Source organism: Rouxiella badensis, assembly GCF_002093665.1.
GTDB classification, from domain to species: domain Bacteria; phylum Pseudomonadota; class Gammaproteobacteria; order Enterobacterales; family Enterobacteriaceae; genus Rouxiella; species Rouxiella badensis.
Genome location: NZ_MRWE01000001.1, coordinates 146,057 through 162,299 on the forward strand (window position 1 = coordinate 146,057; position 16,243 = coordinate 162,299).

At 55.7% G+C, this 16,243-nt stretch carries 14 protein-coding genes; 8 read left to right on the plus strand and 6 right to left on the minus strand.

Annotated features, from left to right (window positions below):
* Positions 1-64: 64 nt before the first annotated feature.
* On the plus strand, positions 65-1,369 hold the full coding sequence (locus tag BS640_RS00700) for a putative acyl-CoA thioester hydrolase (RefSeq protein ID WP_017492981.1): 1,305 nt from the start codon (positions 65-67) through the stop codon (positions 1,367-1,369).
* A gap of 91 nt (positions 1,370-1,460) precedes the next feature.
* Here the strand turns inward: BS640_RS00700 and pgl are convergent, their stop codons facing one another.
* Positions 1,461-2,462 carry a 6-phosphogluconolactonase gene (pgl, locus tag BS640_RS00705; RefSeq protein WP_084911609.1) on the minus strand — a complete coding sequence of 334 codons (1,002 nt, stop codon included), beginning with the start codon at positions 2,460-2,462 and terminating at the stop codon, positions 1,461-1,463.
* A 174-nt stretch (positions 2,463-2,636) separates the two neighbouring features.
* Here pgl and BS640_RS00710 point away from each other — a divergent pair, with 174 nt between their 5' ends.
* On the plus strand, positions 2,637-3,455 hold the full coding sequence (locus BS640_RS00710) for a pyridoxal phosphatase (protein WP_084911611.1): 819 nt from the start codon (positions 2,637-2,639) through the stop codon (positions 3,453-3,455).
* A gap of 101 nt (positions 3,456-3,556) precedes the next feature.
* On the opposite strand, the gene modC is transcribed toward BS640_RS00710, so the two are convergent.
* The 4 genes from modC to BS640_RS00730 all read right to left on the minus strand — a co-directional run bounded on the left by modC (position 3,557) and on the right by BS640_RS00730 (position 6,407).
* Entirely contained in the window at positions 3,557-4,633 is a 1,077-nt protein-coding gene (gene modC, locus BS640_RS00715) for a molybdenum ABC transporter ATP-binding protein ModC (RefSeq protein ID WP_084911613.1), read from the minus strand.
* Entirely contained in the window at positions 4,633-5,322 is a 690-nt protein-coding gene (gene modB / locus BS640_RS00720) for a molybdate ABC transporter permease subunit (protein WP_017492985.1), read from the minus strand. The genes modC and modB overlap by 1 nt, the downstream gene beginning before the upstream one ends.
* Positions 5,319-6,092: a molybdate ABC transporter substrate-binding protein gene (modA, locus tag BS640_RS00725; RefSeq protein ID WP_017492986.1), complete on the minus strand. Its 774-nt coding sequence runs from the start codon at positions 6,090-6,092 to the stop codon at positions 5,319-5,321. Before modA ends, modB begins: the two co-directional genes overlap by 4 nt.
* 159 nt (positions 6,093-6,251) lie before the next feature.
* A complete protein-coding gene (locus BS640_RS00730) occupies positions 6,252-6,407 on the minus strand; it encodes an AcrZ family multidrug efflux pump-associated protein (protein WP_017492987.1) in 156 nt (51 codons plus the stop codon).
* Between the two features lie 224 nt (positions 6,408-6,631).
* Here BS640_RS00730 and modE point away from each other — a divergent pair, with 224 nt between their 5' ends.
* The 6 genes from modE (at position 6,632) to galM (ending at position 13,671) form a co-directional block, all read left to right on the plus strand.
* Positions 6,632-7,414 carry a molybdenum-dependent transcriptional regulator gene (gene modE, locus BS640_RS00735; protein ID WP_026110684.1) on the plus strand — a complete coding sequence of 261 codons (783 nt, stop codon included), beginning with the start codon at positions 6,632-6,634 and terminating at the stop codon, positions 7,412-7,414.
* Positions 7,415-7,585: 171 nt separating this feature from the next.
* The gene (gene modF, locus BS640_RS00740; RefSeq protein ID WP_017492989.1) at positions 7,586-9,073 is read left to right on the plus strand and encodes a molybdate ABC transporter ATP-binding protein ModF; all 1,488 of its coding nucleotides are present in this window, start codon (positions 7,586-7,588) and stop codon (positions 9,071-9,073) included.
* Between the two features lie 334 nt (positions 9,074-9,407).
* Positions 9,408-10,424, plus strand: a complete 1,017-nt coding sequence (gene galE, locus BS640_RS00745; protein ID WP_017492990.1) for a UDP-glucose 4-epimerase GalE — start codon at positions 9,408-9,410, stop codon at positions 10,422-10,424.
* 9 nt (positions 10,425-10,433) lie between these two features.
* Entirely contained in the window at positions 10,434-11,483 is a 1,050-nt protein-coding gene (gene galT, locus BS640_RS00750; RefSeq protein WP_084911616.1) for a galactose-1-phosphate uridylyltransferase, read from the plus strand.
* Positions 11,483-12,631, plus strand: coding sequence for a galactokinase (galK, locus tag BS640_RS00755; RefSeq protein ID WP_017492992.1), 1,149 nt, complete (start codon positions 11,483-11,485; stop codon positions 12,629-12,631). The genes galT and galK overlap by 1 nt, the downstream gene beginning before the upstream one ends.
* Positions 12,625-13,671, plus strand: a complete 1,047-nt coding sequence (gene galM / locus BS640_RS00760; protein WP_017492993.1) for a galactose-1-epimerase — start codon at positions 12,625-12,627, stop codon at positions 13,669-13,671. Before galK ends, galM begins: the two co-directional genes overlap by 7 nt.
* Positions 13,672-13,801: 130 nt before the next feature.
* On the opposite strand, the gene BS640_RS00765 is transcribed toward galM, so the two are convergent.
* On the minus strand, positions 13,802-16,171 hold the full coding sequence (locus BS640_RS00765; protein ID WP_084911618.1) for a TonB-dependent receptor domain-containing protein: 2,370 nt from the start codon (positions 16,169-16,171) through the stop codon (positions 13,802-13,804).
* Positions 16,172-16,243 lie beyond the last annotated feature (72 nt).

Below are 16,243 nucleotides of genomic sequence, written 5' to 3' on the forward strand. Positions count from 1 at the left end.
TTTTGAATTGATAAGTGGTCAGCCGAGCTGGCCGCTTTTTTTGTGCATCAAGGAGTCAGAGACTGTGAAAATTTCCACCCTGTCGCGTGCCAGCGCTGTTTTGTCTGCCACATTGGTTCTAGCGGCCTGTAGCCACAGCCAGGAAAACCTGTCCACACAGGTTGCACCGGGTACCGCGGCTCTGCCTGTTCTTAGCGCTGATGAAGCGGCCCACTTCACCGAGAAGTCCTACCTGGCCTTCGGTGGTCCTTCCGTTGAGGTTCAGCAGGACGGCTGGCATCCGTCTCTGGCGAAAACCGATGGCGTGAATACCCCTTACATCGTTGGCCCTAAAAAAGGCAACGATGGCGCAACTTATACCACCGTACAACAGGCGGTAGATGCCGCACTGGCGCAGCATAACCACGGCGAGCGCGTATTTATCAAGGTTCTGCCGGGCACCTACAGCGGCGCCGTTTATATCCCTGCAGGTTCCCCACCTGTCAGCCTGTTTGGTGCAGGCGAGAGCGCGGATCAGGTTGTGCTGCAGCTGGGTCTGGAAGCCAGCGTTGCTCCCGCAGATTACCGCAAGACCGTTAGCCCGAACGGTGAATTCCTGCCGGGCGACCGCGCATGGTACATGTTCAACCAATGTGGCAATCCGCAGAACGCCAGCATCGGCGTGAGCTGTTCCGCGACACTGTGGTCACAGGGTAATGGCCTTCAGCTGCAAAACCTGACCATCGCCAACAGCCTGCAGGACACCACCGACGCAGGCGAACACCCTGCCGTGGCGCTGCGCGTTGACGGTGACCAGACGCTGCTCGACAACGTGCACGTACTGGGCCGTGAAAACACCCTGCTGGTCAACACCAGCGACGTGAATAATCAGACCGTGAACAACCGCTATAGCCGCGTCTACGTGCACAATAGCCTGATTGAAGGCGACGTGGACTATGTCACCGGCCAAGCTAACGCCGTGTTCGATCACGTTGAATTCCATACCCTTTCAAGCCGTGGCGTGAAGCAGGCCAGCATCTTTGCTCCGATAACCCCGGCCAACGTGCCTTACGGTTATTTGGTCATCGACAGTAACCTGACCGGCGACAAAGGCTTCAGCGGCCAGGGCGCGGCGCAGAAAGCGCTGCTCGGTCGCTCAGTTGACCTGGGCGTCGATAAAGGGGGCTACGCACCGGGCCAGACGCCAAACGGCCAGTTGGTCATCCGCGACAGCCAAATTGACGGCAGCTACAACCTGCAACAGCCTTGGGGCGATGCGGCCTACTCCGAGCGTCCGTTCAGCGGCAACGTTGCGCCTAATCGTGACCTTAACGACACCGGCTTCAACCGCCTTTGGCAGTACAATAATGTGTTCGCTGGCGCAAAATAACGCCTGACCCCGTCGATTGACGGACTGAAAATAAAAACGCCAGGCTGATTAAGCTCTGGCGTTTTTTTATGCGCTTTTCAGGCGGTAACGATTAGTGATGCAGCTCGATAATGGTGACCCACATCGCGCCTTTGCCCACCGGATAGGTGTTCAGTCGGCTCAGTTTGCCGGTAGCCTGGTCGATGCGCGCCACTTCAATCTCATCAGATTTCTGACCGGCGGTAATCACGAATTTACCGCTGTTATCGATATTGAAACCGCGTGGCTGGGTCTGGGTCGGATGATGTCCCACCAGCGAGATCTCGCTGCCGTCCTCAGAAACTTTCATGATGGCCAGCAGGCTTGAGGTGCGCTCGGAGGCGTACAGGTATTTACCGTCAGGAGTGATGTGAATGTCTGCGGTCCAGCGATCGCCCGTGAAATCGGCAGGAATAATATCCAGCGTCTGCACGGCATGGTACTCGCCGCGGGTTACGTCTTTCTGATACACGTCCACGGTGCCGTTCAGCTCATTGGCGGTGTAGGCAAAATGCTGGTTCGGGTGGAACGCCATATGACGCGGACCCGCGCCCGCTGCGGTGGTCAGTTGAACCGGGTTGTGCGGGGTCGCTTTACCGTCCAGCGCGAAATCATAGAGACGAATGTGGTCCTCTTTCAGCGCAGGGATCATCAGCAGCTGATTGGTCGGGCTAATATTGGCCGAGTGTGGAGCCTCAAGGTTTTCCAACACCTGCTGGTGGTCCAGCGCCACGCCGTCTTTACCGATCGGATGGATGCTGACGTTGTTGTAGCTGTAGGAGGCGCTAAAGACGAAACGTCCCTGCAAGTCGATGCCCAGATGGGTCGGGCTGCCCGGCAGCGGTGCCATGCCGGCCTGCTCCAGCTTGCCGTCGTGGCCGATATGATAGGTCAGAATTGCAAACTCAGGGCGAATGCCCACGTACAGATGGCGAGAATCCGGCGACGCCACCATCGGCTGCACCTGCCCTGGGACTTCAACCGTTTGCAGCAGCGACAGCTCTCCGTCTTCATGCAGGTTAAAGGCGTGGATCTGCTGGCTGTCCGGGCTGGCAACATAAACGACTTGTTTCATCATATCTCCTTATTAAAGCTGAAATAGGGTTCGTTATTGTAAGTGCGCTGTTCATCAGCATAGCCTATTACTGTGCCAAGGCATTAGCGCCGGATGCGAGGTTTTAACATTTAGATTTAAGGTGTAACATCAATAGCCTTAATTTTATCCACCGACAATCTGCTGGAACCGCTCATGACTTATCGCGTTATCGCGCTCGATCTCGACGGCACGCTGCTTGACCGTCAAAAACGTATTCTTCCTGAATCCCTCGCCGCGCTAGCCGATGCGCGGGCCGCTGGGGTTAAAGTGGTTATCGCGACCGGCCGTCATCACGTGGCTATCAAGTCGTTTCATCATGAGCTAGGACTCGATACCGCGGCCATCTGCTGTAATGGAACCTATCTGTATGATTTTCATGATAAAAAGGTAATCAGTTCGGATCCACTGGATAAAGCTAAAGCCAAGAAAGTCGTCGACCTGCTCGAGTTTTACGGCATCCACGGCCTGCTGTATGTCGATGATGCCATGCTTTACCAGCAGCCTAACGGCCACGTCGAGCGCTCGATTGCCTGGGGCAAAACGCTGCCTGAGGGCCTCCGTCCAACCCTCATTCAGGTCAACAGCCTGCGCGACGCCGCCGACGAAGCGAACTCCCTGTGGAAATTCGCCACCTCGCACCACGACCTCGATGCGCTGCACGCCTTTGCGCAGCAGGCCGAGCAAGAGCTTGGGCTGGCCTGTGAATGGTCATGGCACGACCAGGTTGACGTCGCCAAGGGCGGCAACAGCAAAGGACGTCGTCTGCAGGAGTGGGTAGAGTCGCAGGGGATGAGCATGTCCGACGTTATCGCCTTCGGTGACAACTATAACGACCTGAGCATGTTGGAAAATGTCGGTTTAGGTGTAGCGATGGGCAATGCCGATGAGGCTATCAAAGCCCGCGCGGGCCTGGTTATTGCCGATAACGAACAACCCGGTATCGCCGAGGTGATTCGCAGCAAGGTGCTTTGAATAAACAAAGCCCGCGATATTGAGAGCGGGCTATTCACCGGTTGTCGTCCATAAAACGCTCGCATCAATCAGCGCCAAGTTTCATTTTAAAAACGGCTTGTTCACCCTCGACTCAGCGACACGCTTTTGATTTGTGCAAACACGCGTTGTCCAGGGTGGATGCCTAGTTCATCGCGCGCCCACGGGGTAATTTTAGCCCACAGTATGTGGCCGCCGACGGAAAGTTTGACGTCTATCGCCTGCGGGTTCTCCAGCAGCTCCTCGACCACGGCCGGCAATACGTTGCGAATGCTGCTGTTTCCGGGCGTGGGTTGCAGCACCAGCGAGACATCGGCGGCCTGCACTCGAATACGCATAGCCGTGCCTGACGGCACCTCAACGCGGTTGATCCACAGCTTCTCATCACCCAGCGCCAGCGCGGTCATGGCGTAATGCGGATGCGGCTCCAGCACCTTCACATTCAATACGCTGCTTTGCTCTTCGCGCCGTAGCCACGGACGCATCACGCTGCTGGACCACACCTCTTCGACGTCACCGAAGGCCAGCACCTTGCCCTGCTCGAGTATCAGGACTTTCTCGGCCAGACTCAGGATCTCGTCCAGACTGTGGGTAACATAGAGAATAGGAATGTTCACCTGCTGCGCCAGCCGCTCCAGATAGGGCATCAGTTCGCGCTTGCGCGGCAGGTCCAGCGCCGCTAAAGGTTCATCCATCAACAACAGCTCAGGACCGCTCAACAATGCGCGTCCGAGAGCCACCCGCTGCTTTTCACCGCCCGAGAGCGTCAAAGGATAGCGATCGAGCAGAGATTCGACGCCGAGCAGTTGAATGATACTCTCGAACTGCTCACGCATCGCGGGCACCATGCCGTACTGCAGATTGCCGCGCACCTTGTAGTGCGGAAACAGCCGTGCGTCCTGAAACACGTAGCCGATACGCCGTTTTTCGGGCGGAAGAAAAACGGCCTTTGACGAGGCATCTCCCCCCTTAGACAGCACGCGGTTATTCAAGGTGATTACGCCGCAGTCGGGACGGGTCAACCCCGCTATGGCATTAATTAATGAGGTTTTTCCGGCGCCGGAAAGGCCAAAGATAGCGGTAATGCCGCGCTCGGGCAGGTCAACCTTTACCTCGAGCGACAAGTCACCAAGCCGTTGGGCAAAATCCAATTTGAGCATCAGCCCCCCAGACGCTTACGGCTGTGCCGCGCAAGCAGGTCCGAAATCAGCAATGCCGCCAGCGACAGCAGTATTGCCAGTACGCAGAGGCGCGCGGCCGCCCCCTCTGCACCCGGAGTTTGAATCAGGGTGTACATCGCCAACGGGATAGTGCGCGTTTCACCGGGGATATTGGACACAAAGGTGATGGTCGCGCCAAATTCACCCAGTGAACGAGCAAACGCCAGCACCACGCCGACGATAATTCCGGGCAGCGACAGCGGCAGTGTGAGGGTAAAAAACACCTTGAGCGGCGAGGCACCGAGCGTTCTTGCCGCCTGCTCGAGACGAGTATCAATCGCCTCGAGAGACTGGCGAATCGCACGCACCATCAAGGGAAAGGCCATCACCGCCGAGGCAAGCACCGCCCCTTTCCAGCTAAAACTGACGCTGAAGCCAAACCAGTCATACAGCCACGCGCCTAGCCACCCTTTACGTCCCATCACCACCAGCAGCAAATAGCCGATGACCACCGGGGGTAACACCAACGGCAGATGGATTACGCTGTCGAGCAGTGATTTACCGGGGAAACGGCAGCGGACGAGGATCCAGGCCATCAGGATCCCCAGCGGCAGGCTCAGCACCACGGCAAGGCTGGACACCTTGATGCTTAGCATCACTGCCTGCCATTCATAGTCGCTTAGTATCATCCGCGCGGCGTAAATCCATACTGTTTGAATACCGCGCTGGCGGCAGGCGTTTTCAGGTAGTCATAGAAGGCGGTGAGCGCCGCACTCTCGTGGCCTTTTACCACCGCCATCGGATATTCGACCGGCTTGTGGCTGGACTCAGGGAACACGCCGACAACTTTTACCTTGCTGCTGGCGACGGCGTCAGAGCCGTAGACAATGCCCAAAGGGGCCTCCTGACGCTCCACCAGCGCCAACGCGCCGCGTACGTCACTGGCCGGAGCGAGTGTTGGTTCGACGGCGCTCCAGGCACCCAAGTTTTGCAACGCCTCTTTAGCGTAAATTCCCGCGGGCACGTGTGCAGGGTCACCGACGGCCAAACGACCGCCGTTGAGCAATGAAAGCCACGGCGTCTGCTTGTTGATATCAATTTTTTGCTGTTTACCGTCAGCGGCGGCGACCAACACCAGGTCGTTGCCGAGCAAGGTGTAGCGGGTGTTATTTACCATCAGCTGTTTGCCGATAGCGTAATCCATCCACTGCTGGTCAGCGGAAATAAACAGGTCAGCGGGAGCGCCCTGCTCTATCTGTTTGGCTAGCGTCGACGATGAGGCAAAGGAAGAAACAATCTGAACCTCCTTGCCCTGCTGATACTGCTCGGCAATTTTTTGCAGCGCGTTCGTTAGCGAAGCGGCAGCAAACACGGTGATTTTCTCCGCCGCCTGCGCCTGAGTGAATACACCGGCAACCAGCACGGCTGCCACCCAACCTTTACCCAGAGTAATACGCATCGAGTCTTTCCTTATTGTTTTATTGGATAACCGCTGTATAGGGTTCAATATAACGTGGAAATACGCAGTAACATAAATCTTCAGACCTAAATTGATGCAAAAAAAGCCCGGCGCGAAGGCCAGGCATTTTGATCAGTGAAAGTTAAGCGAGCTAAGGGGCTACGCTTTTGGTTCGCTGCGCGACTCTTTCGGATGACCAATTTTAGAAATAAGATTGAACAGCTCACCCATGCCGTAAATCAGCCCAAGTACGATGGCGATAAAAATAGGCACCATGATCGCCGCGAAAAGCAAACTTTCAAGTAATTCCAACATGCTGGCCTCTCCCTGCTGTTTATCACGCCGTAAGGCGAATGCAAAAAACTGTTACTAATCTTAACAGTGAAATGGGGTAATTACTTTAGCTTTTCACCGCCTCCTTTTCGAATCCTGCTCTTAACACAGTTTGAGAAATCACTTCGATGGGCGACAATAGCGCCTATTGTCAGGTCATGCCTCGTACCATGACTTTTGCTCACGCCAAGGTTGGACTCCTATTTATGCAAGCTGAAATCCTGTTAACCCTGAAACTGCAACAGCGCATTTTTGCCGATCCGCGTCGTATCGAATTATTGAAGCAGGTTAAGGTGACCGGCTCGATAAGTCAGGGCGCCAAACTGGCCGGGGTCAGCTACAAAAGTGCCTGGGATGCGATTAATGAGATGAATCAGCTGGCGGATGAGACGCTGGTTGAACGCAATACCGGCGGCAAAGGCGGCGGCGGCGCGCAGTTGACCCGCTACGGCGAGAGGTTGATTCAGCTCTATGACCTGCTGGCACAAATCCAGCAAAAGGCTTTTGACGTGCTTAAAGATGATGGCCTGCCGCTCGACAGTTTGCTGGCGGCCATCTCGCGTTTCTCACTGCAAACCAGCGCACGCAACCAACTTTTTGGCACCGTTATCGAACGCGATAACGAAGAGGTTCAGCAGCATATCAACGTATTGCTTGCCGATGGAAAGACGCGGATTCGTGCCGCCCTCACCCAGCAAAGCGCCGATCGCCTGAGTCTGGTGCCGGGCAAAGAGATCCTCGCGTTAATCAAGGCACCCTGGATAACGCTGAGCTATCAGTCGACGAATACCGATAACGCACTTGCCGGGAAAGTACAGAGTATTCAACAAGGTCATGACAACAGCGAGGTTTTGATTGCGTTACAGGCCGGTGAGATTTTATGCGCCACTGTAGCCAGTGCACAGATTGCCGAACTGAAGCTCAAAGAAGGTGCTGAGGTGTTTGCGCAGTTCGACGCGGACAAGGTGATCGTCGCCACACTTTGCTAATAATTTATAATATTCAGGATCTTGCATTTTCAGCGCTGACAGTTTGCAGAATTGTCAATTGACTTGGGCCGGTGATGCGCTTATCCCTGAAATTCTTAAAGGTCTCTTTAGATAAGAATTTCCGGGCAGGTCACCACGCGCCGCCCCAAGTGATAAGCAGGCAGGAGCAAGATGTCATCATTAAATATTTCACAGGCCATTTTCCGTCTTGGCGATAAGCGCACTCTGGCACTTTCCGAGTTGACGCTGCGCCAGGGGGAGTCCTGGGCGTTTGTTGGCTCCAACGGCAGCGGAAAGTCTGCGCTGGCGCGAGCAATTGCCGGTGATTTAGTGCTGCTGGAAGGCACACGCCATAGCGAGTTTTCTAACGGGGTTCGCCTGTCGTTCGAACAGCTGCAAAAACTGGTTGCCGACGAGTGGCAGCGCAACAATACGGATATGCTCAGCGCCGACGAAGACGATACCGGTCGTACCACCGCTGAAATCATTCAGGAGCAGGTGCATGATGCGGCGCGCTGCGAGGCTTTGGCTACGCAATTCGGTATCGCTCATCTGCTGACGCGACGCTTCAAATATCTCTCAACCGGCGAAACCCGCAAGACGCTGCTTTGTCAGGTGCTAATGCAACAGCCGGACCTGCTGGTGTTAGATGAACCTTTCGACGGGCTGGACGTGAAAGCGCGTGAACAGCTGGCGGACACCTTGGCCGAGTTGGCGGGCAAAGGTCAGACGATGGTGCTGGTATTAAACCGTTTCGACGATATTCCTGCCTTTGTTCAGCACGTTGGCGTACTGGCTGACTGCACACTGGCCTCGGTTGGCCCCCGCGAGCAGGTGCTTTCTGACGCCCTGGTCGCACAGCTGGCACACAGCGAAACGCTGAGCGGCCTTCAGCTTCCCGAAAGTGAAGATCCGACGCAAAACGTCTCGCCTCCACGCGACCAGCCGCTGATTGTGCTGCGCAACGGCGTGGTGCAATACAATGATAAGCCTATTTTGCACGGTCTGACGTGGCAGGTTGACCCCGGCCAGCACTGGCAGATTGTCGGGCAAAACGGCGCAGGCAAATCGACGTTGTTGAGTCTGATAACCGGCGATCACGCGCAGGGCTACAGCAACGATTTAACGCTGTTTGGCCGCCGTCGCGGCAGCGGCGAGACCATCTGGGACATCAAGCGGCACATCGGTTACGTCAGCAGCAGCCTGCATCTCGACTACCGCGTAAGCTCGAACGTGCGCAACGTTATTTTGTCGGGATTCTTTGATTCAATTGGTATTTATCAGGCGGTGTCGGACAGACAGCAGCAGTTGACGACGCAATGGCTTGAACTGCTCGGCCTCGGCGGACGCACGGCTGACACGCCGTTCCACAGCTTGTCCTGGGGCCAACAGCGTTTGGCGCTGATCGCTCGTGCGCTGGTGAAGCATCCTGCGCTGCTGATTCTCGACGAGCCTTTACAGGGTCTCGACCCCATCAACCGCCAGCTGGTGCGTCGCTTCATCGACGTCCTGATCGGTGAAGGGAAAACTCAGCTGCTGTTCGTCTCGCACCACGCCGAGGACGCCCCGCAGTGCATCACTCACCGACTGAGTTTTGTGCCTGAGGGAGAGATTTATGGCTATCAGATTGACACACTGCCGGCGGCACGCTCGGTATAACTGAAACTCTCTATTCTCGTCGATGGGCGGCCGCCCATCGACCTTGCTTTAGCAGCCCAGACGCAACCTAAAGCTTCCTTAACTCCTCTTAATCTTTTTCCTAAAATTAACCTTGCATGACAATATCCATTTAAAAAAACTTGATGTAACCGATTACACTTCAGGTATTATAAGGATTGTGTTGGCAAAAATACGCCGCTTTACCCCGTTGGTGCGAGGTTTACGGGGGTGATAAACTAAGGGGTGTAAGCGATTTCATTTTATAAGATGGATCACCTTTTTACGCGCCACAGCATGATATTGTTGTCAACATCAATACCTTCAAGGAGTCGATATGTACGTTCTAGTTACCGGTGGTAGCGGTTACATTGGTAGTCACACTTGCGTTCAATTAATCAAAGCGGGCTATGAGCCAATCATTCTGGACAATCTTTGCAACAGCAAAGCCAGCGTTTTGGAACGCATTACTACTCTGACAGGTAAAACCCCTATCCTCTATCAGGGCGACATCCGCGATCGCGCCCTGCTGGACAAAATCTTCAAAGAACACCCAATCCATTCGGTCATTCACTTCGCTGGCCTGAAGGCCGTTGGCGAGTCGGTGAACAAGCCGATGGAATACTACGATAACAACGTTTACGGCTCGCTGGTGCTGGTTGAAGCGATGCGCGCCGCTGGCGTCACCAACCTTATCTTCAGCTCCTCCGCCACCGTGTATGGCGATCAGCCTAAGACCCCTTACGTTGAAGATTTCCCAACCGGAACACCGTCGAGCCCTTACGGGCGCAGCAAACTGATGGTTGAGCAGGTTCTGCAGGACCTTCAGCGCGCGGAGCCAAACTGGAGCATCTCGTTATTGCGCTACTTCAACCCGGTCGGCGCGCACCCGTCTGGCCTAATGGGCGAAGACCCGCAGGGCATTCCAAACAACCTGATGCCGTTTATCGCGCAGGTTGCCGTAGGCCGTCGCGACTCGCTGTCAGTGTTCGGTAACGACTACGACACGCCAGACGGTACCTGTCTGCGTGACTACATTCACGTGGTTGACCTGGCCGACGGCCACCTCGCCGCGATGAAAACGCTGCATAACAAGCCAGGCGTCCATATCTATAACCTCGGCGCTGGCGTCGGCAAGAGCGTGCTGGAAGTGATCAACGCCTTCAGCGATGCCTGCGGCAAGCCGGTTAACTATCACTTTGCACCACGCCGCGCTGGCGATCTGCCTGCTTACTGGGCCGAGCCGAGCAAAGCTGCCAAAGAACTGAATTGGCGCGTCAGCCGTACTCTGGAAGATATGGCTGCTGATACCTGGCTGTGGCAATCAAACAACCCACAGGGCTATCCAGACTAAGGAAATGTAATGTCCAGTTTTGACCCAAAAGAGCATCCGCACCGCCGCTATAATCCGCTGAGCGATCAGTGGATTTTGGTGAGTCCGCATCGGGCCAAGCGCCCATGGCAAGGTCAGCAGGAGACGCCGTCGCAGGAAACGCTGCCGGCACACGATCCTGACTGCTTCCTGTGCCCGGGCAATACCCGCGTGACCGGTGACGTGAATCCTGACTACCAAGGCACGCACGTTTTCACTAACGATTTTGCGGCGTTGATGCCGGATACGCCTTTCGCACCAGAAAGTGACGATCCGCTGATGCGTTGTCAGAGCGCGCGCGGCACCAGTCGGGTTATCTGCTTCTCGCCAGACCACAGCAAAACGCTGCCTCAGCTGTCGCTCGAGGCGCTGGAGAAAGTGGTTACCACCTGGCAGGAACAGAGTGCTGATTTGGGCAAAACTTATCCCTGGGTTCAGGTATTTGAAAACAAGGGGGCGGCGATGGGATGTTCCAACCCGCACCCGCACGGTCAAATCTGGGCCAACAGCTTTTTGCCGAACGAAGCCGAGCGTGAAGACCACCTGCAGCGTCAGTATATGGCGCAGCACGGCTCTTCCATGCTGCTTGACTACGTACAGCGTGAGCTGGCCGACGGCAGCCGCACGGTAGTCGAAACCGAACACTGGCTGGCGGTTGTCCCTTATTGGGCCGCCTGGCCTTTCGAAACCCTGCTGCTGCCGAAGGCGAAAGTGCTGCGCCTTACCGAACTCGATGAGGCACAGCGTACCTGTCTGGCGCTGACGCTCAAAAAGCTGACCAGCCGCTATGACAACCTGTTCCAGTGCTCTTTCCCGTACTCAATGGGCTGGCACGGCGCACCTTTCCGCGAAGGCAACGACGCGCACTGGCAGCTGCATGCACACTTTTATCCGCCGTTACTGCGCTCAGCGACGGTAAGAAAATTCATGGTTGGCTATGAAATGCTGGCCGAAACACAACGTGACCTGACCGCCGAGCAGGCCGCAGAGCGCCTACGGGCAGTGAGTGACGTTCATTATCGTGAGGCCGGAGTAAAATGATGGAATTGAAAAACAAGACCTTGAAGATTTTTGAAGAAACATTTGGCTATCCGGCCACTATCACCATTAAAGCTCCGGGCCGTGTGAACCTGATTGGCGAACACACCGACTATAACGACGGTTTCGTTTTACCCTGCGCTATCGATTACGAAACCGTGATCGCCTGCGGCCAACGCAATGACCGCATCATCCGCGTGATTGCCGCCGATTACGACAACCAGCAGGACGAATTCTCGCTCGACGAAGCGATTGTCAGCACCGACGCGCTGCCTTGGGCCAACTACGTTCGCGGCGTGGTGAAACACCTGCTGCTGCGCAACAGCGACTTCTCTGGCGCGGATATGGTGATTAGCGGCAATGTGCCTCAGGGTGCAGGCCTCAGCTCTTCAGCCTCGCTAGAAGTGGCCGTCGGCCAGGCGCTAAAAAGCCTGTATGACCTGCCCGTCGACGGCGTGCAGTTAGCGCTCAACGGTCAGGAAGCGGAAAACCAGTTCGTGGGCTGCAACTGCGGCATCATGGACCAGCTGATTTCCGCACTGGGCAAGGAAGATCACGCCCTGCTGATCGACTGCCGTTCGCTGGAAACCAAAGCCGTTTCGATGCCGAAAGACGCGTCCGTAGTGATTATTAACTCTAACGTTAAACGCGGTCTGGTCGACAGCGAATACAACACGCGTCGCAAACAGTGTGAGGAAGCTGCGCGCTTCTTCGGCGTGAAGGCGCTGCGTGATGTCAACCTCGCAGAGTTCGCTGAAAAGGAACAAGGTCTGGATCCGATGACCGCTCGCCGTGCGCGCCACGTCATTACTGAAAACGACCGTACCGAGGCCGCGGCTATCGCGTTGAGCCACGGCGACCTGAAAAAAATGGGCCTGCTGATGGCCGAGTCTCATGCCTCAATGCGCGACGATTTCGAAATTACCGTTCCGCCTATCGACACGCTGGTCGAGATTGTTAAATCGGTGATCGGCGATCGTGGCGGCGTGCGTATGACCGGCGGCGGTTTCGGCGGCTGCATCGTCGCCCTGATACCAAGCGAGCTGGTCGAAAAGGTGCGTAAAACCGTGGAACACGAATATCACGCCAAAACCGGGATTAAAGAGACGTTCTACGTCTGCCATGCCTCGGAAGGAGCCAGCGTATGTTAACGCCAGTCAGCACCCAGCGAGCCCCAGACGGCTCGCCTTTTCAGTTGGTTACGCTTAAAAACCCTGCGGGGACAACGGCTACCTTTATGGATTGGGGTGCGACCTGGTTGTCTTTCGTCCTGCCTTTGGCGGATGGCGAACGCCGCGAGCTGCTGCTGGGCTGCCAAAGCCCGGAAGAGTATGTCAACCAGAGCGCCTATCTAGGCGCAACGGTCGGCCGTTATGCCAACCGTATCGCGCGTTCGCAATTCCAAATTGACTGTAAACCCCATCTGCTGGTCGCCAATCAGGGCGTCCACCAGCTGCACGGTGGACCGGAAGGGTTCAACGCTCGTCGTTGGAAAATCCTTAACTACACTGAGCAGAAAGTCAGTTTCCAGCTGGTGTCGCCGGACGGCGATCAGGGGTATCCGGGGGAATTGACGGCGGAGGTCCACTACGTGCTGACCGACGATAACCGTCTTGAAATCAGCTATAAGGCACAGGTTGATAAGCTGTGTCCGGTCAATCTGACCAATCACGCCTATTTCAATCTCGACGGCGAGGGGCATGACGTCCGCAAACACAGACTTCAGCTGTTTGCCGAACGTTTCCTGCCTATCGACAGCGACGGTATTCCCTGTGCAGATCTCACCTCGGTGCAGCAGACCGGCATGGATTTCCGCACGCCGAAAACGCTCGCGCAGGACTTCCTCAAGGATCGCGACCAGCAGCGCGTTAAGGGCTATGACCACGCGTACCTACTGTATGCCACCTGTAATGCGAGCGACAATCCGGCGGCTAATCTGTGGTCTTCCGATGACAAGGTCAAGATGACGGTCTTTACTTCGGCCCCAGCCCTGCAGCTCTACACCGGTAACTTCCTCAACGGTACGCCAAACCGCACGGGTGGGCAGTACGCCAACTACAGCGGCGTGGCGCTCGAGAGCGAGTTCCTGCCGGACAGTCCCAATCACTCGACCTGGCCGCAGCCAAGTTGCTGGATAAAACCGGGTCAGACCTACCGTTCGGCCACGGTTTACCAGTTCTTTGCACTTTAACTCTAACGCTGCTGCATAAAAAAGGGCCATCGGCATAATGCGGATGGCCCTTTTACATTGCGGACTTCGAAATTAAAAATAAGCCGGGGATTATCCCGGCTTTTACTATTACCCTAACCTATTCAGACCCTTAGAAGTCAACGTTGACCCCCAGTTGGAAGGTTCTGCCCGGCATCGTTGCCAGGGCGAGATCGGCCTTATCCTGAGCCGTTGAGGTCTCAGTGTCACGCGTGCTCAGGTAGTCCCAGTACTTTCTGTCGGTCACGTTATAGATACCGCCGCTGAGTTTGACGTTTTTTGCCACCTGATAGTAACCGGTCAGGTCAACGATACCGTAGCCGGGAATACGCGCGTATTCCGTGGAGGAATCGGTGATAGCGGTGCCTGCATTGGTGTAGGTTTCGCGGTTAGTTGCGGTCGCCTGCTTGCCTTTGTTGAAGGTCGCTGTCACGGCTACCCCGTAAAGCTTCGACGGATCGTCCCACGCCACACCGGTCACGAGTTTCATTGGCGCCACGCTGTCGAGGTCGACGTACTTATCGCCTTCATAGCTGGATTTGGACGCGCCCTTGGCATAGCCGAACGACAGGCGCGCACTCAGGCCATTGACCTGCTCATACCAGGTACCGAAGTTAAATCGTGCAGTCAAAGAGCTGCCGTAAATATAAGCTTTGTCGCGGTTTTCAGCTTCATAGGCAATATAGATATTGCCTGGAATATTGGTGAAGACCGATGGGCTTCCCGAACGGGTGTAGCGCGTGTAAGCAATGAAGTTTTTGTACTGGCTGTAGAACGCATTCAGGTTAAAGGTTATCCCTGGTGTCGCTTCGCCTTTGATGCCCCATTCGTAGTTGTTGCTGGTTTCGGTCTTGAGATCCGAATTACCGATCAACGCATACTGCGAGCTACCGGCATAGCTTGAGCTCAGGTTCCATGAGCCGTAAAGCTGGCTGGCGTCCGGGAACTGCGCGCCGCGTTTGTATTGCAGATAGGTCTGCACTTTCGGCGTGATGTCATAGATAAAGGCCAGAGACGGCAGCAGTTGGGTATCGCTGGTGGTGCCGTACAGCGTCGAAAGTTCTGATTCGGACAGCGAGCCGTTGGCCAGCGTGCCCAGATCTTTCGGCTCGGTCTTCTGATACGCCAGGCGCAGGCCCGGCACCACCGAGAAGTTATGCCCGTCGAGGTCCCACGTCATGGTGTCTTGCGCAAAGGCACCGAAGACATAAGTACGGCTATTGGCCTGCGGTGGCATGGTGTAGCTGTAGGTCGACTGCACCGGTGACTGGCTAAACGGGCGATCGCTCTCGCTGATGTTGCCGTTCAGACCCCAGCTGAATTCGTGGATGCCCCACGACTTGGCCATTTTGCTATCCAGGCCGAAAGTATGGGTGTTCAGGTCAGAGAAGGTGCGCACCAGACTGGTACCGGTGGTGGTATTCGGGCCGTAGGTGTTGTCGTGCGCCTGCGTTTTCTGGAAGAACAGTTTAGTGTCGATGGTATCCACCAGCTGCGAATACGGCGTCCAGTGGTCAAGCACGCTCGCCGTGATACGCCGCGTCTGGCTAGTCTGGTAGTTGGTGCCGTTGGTTGCAGAACCTGCGCTATTCCAGGAATCGAAATGGGTGTGGTTAGTCTTGTCGTAAAGATCGACGGTGCCTGTCAGGGTATGAGTGTCGGTCGCCGCCCAGGTTCCCGAGGCCATGATGGCATCGGAGTGCCAGTTCGCCGGATAAGCGTCACGAGTGCCGCTGTTGTTGCGGGTCTCTTGACCATCACGACGGCTAATCACCACTACGCCGCTTAAATCACGATCGCCACCCGCCACCGTGATGCCGTTGTGCCAGCTGTGGTTCGAGGAGTCATAGTCGCTCTGATAGCCGAAATAAGTGTGTTTGTTTTCGCTCAGATAGTCATCGGCCGTTTTCGGCTTGAATGACACCGCCCCGCCGATAGCGGTATTGGCATAGGAGACGTTGGTCGCTCCGGACTGGATATCCACTGTGCCATAGAGGTAAGGGTCGATGTAGTCACGGCCCATGCCGAAGGTTCCCTGCCCGGCACGTCCGACGTAAGGTCGGCCCGTCGCGCTTGGCTGCGAGATACCGTCAACGTCAATAGCAACGCGATTCGACTCAAGGCCACGAACGTTATATCCGGTGTAGCCGCTGCGGTCGAACCCGCTTTTGCCCACCGAAGAACCGCCTGCTGAACCGGTCGCACTGACCAGCGGCTGATAGCGCATGAGGGTTCCGAAGTCGTTGCCGCCGTCTTTCTGCATATCTTTGGCGGTGATTTTAGTTTCGTCACCGGCTTTTCTCTCAACTTTAGGAGAAATAACCGTCATAACGTCCCCGGCATCGGCCGCGTTAGCCGTTGATTTTTTTACCACTGGTGTTGTCGTCGCCGTTTCTGCTGCAACGGCGTTCATGACTGAACTGGCGACCAGGCTTAACGAAAGCAAAGTCTTAAGGTGACGCGTTCCCTTGTGTGGAGACATAAAAAGGCCTTAGAGAATTTAAGATTATTATGTTGCTCAGCAATGAATTTCCAAAAAAAATGCACGGCAAGA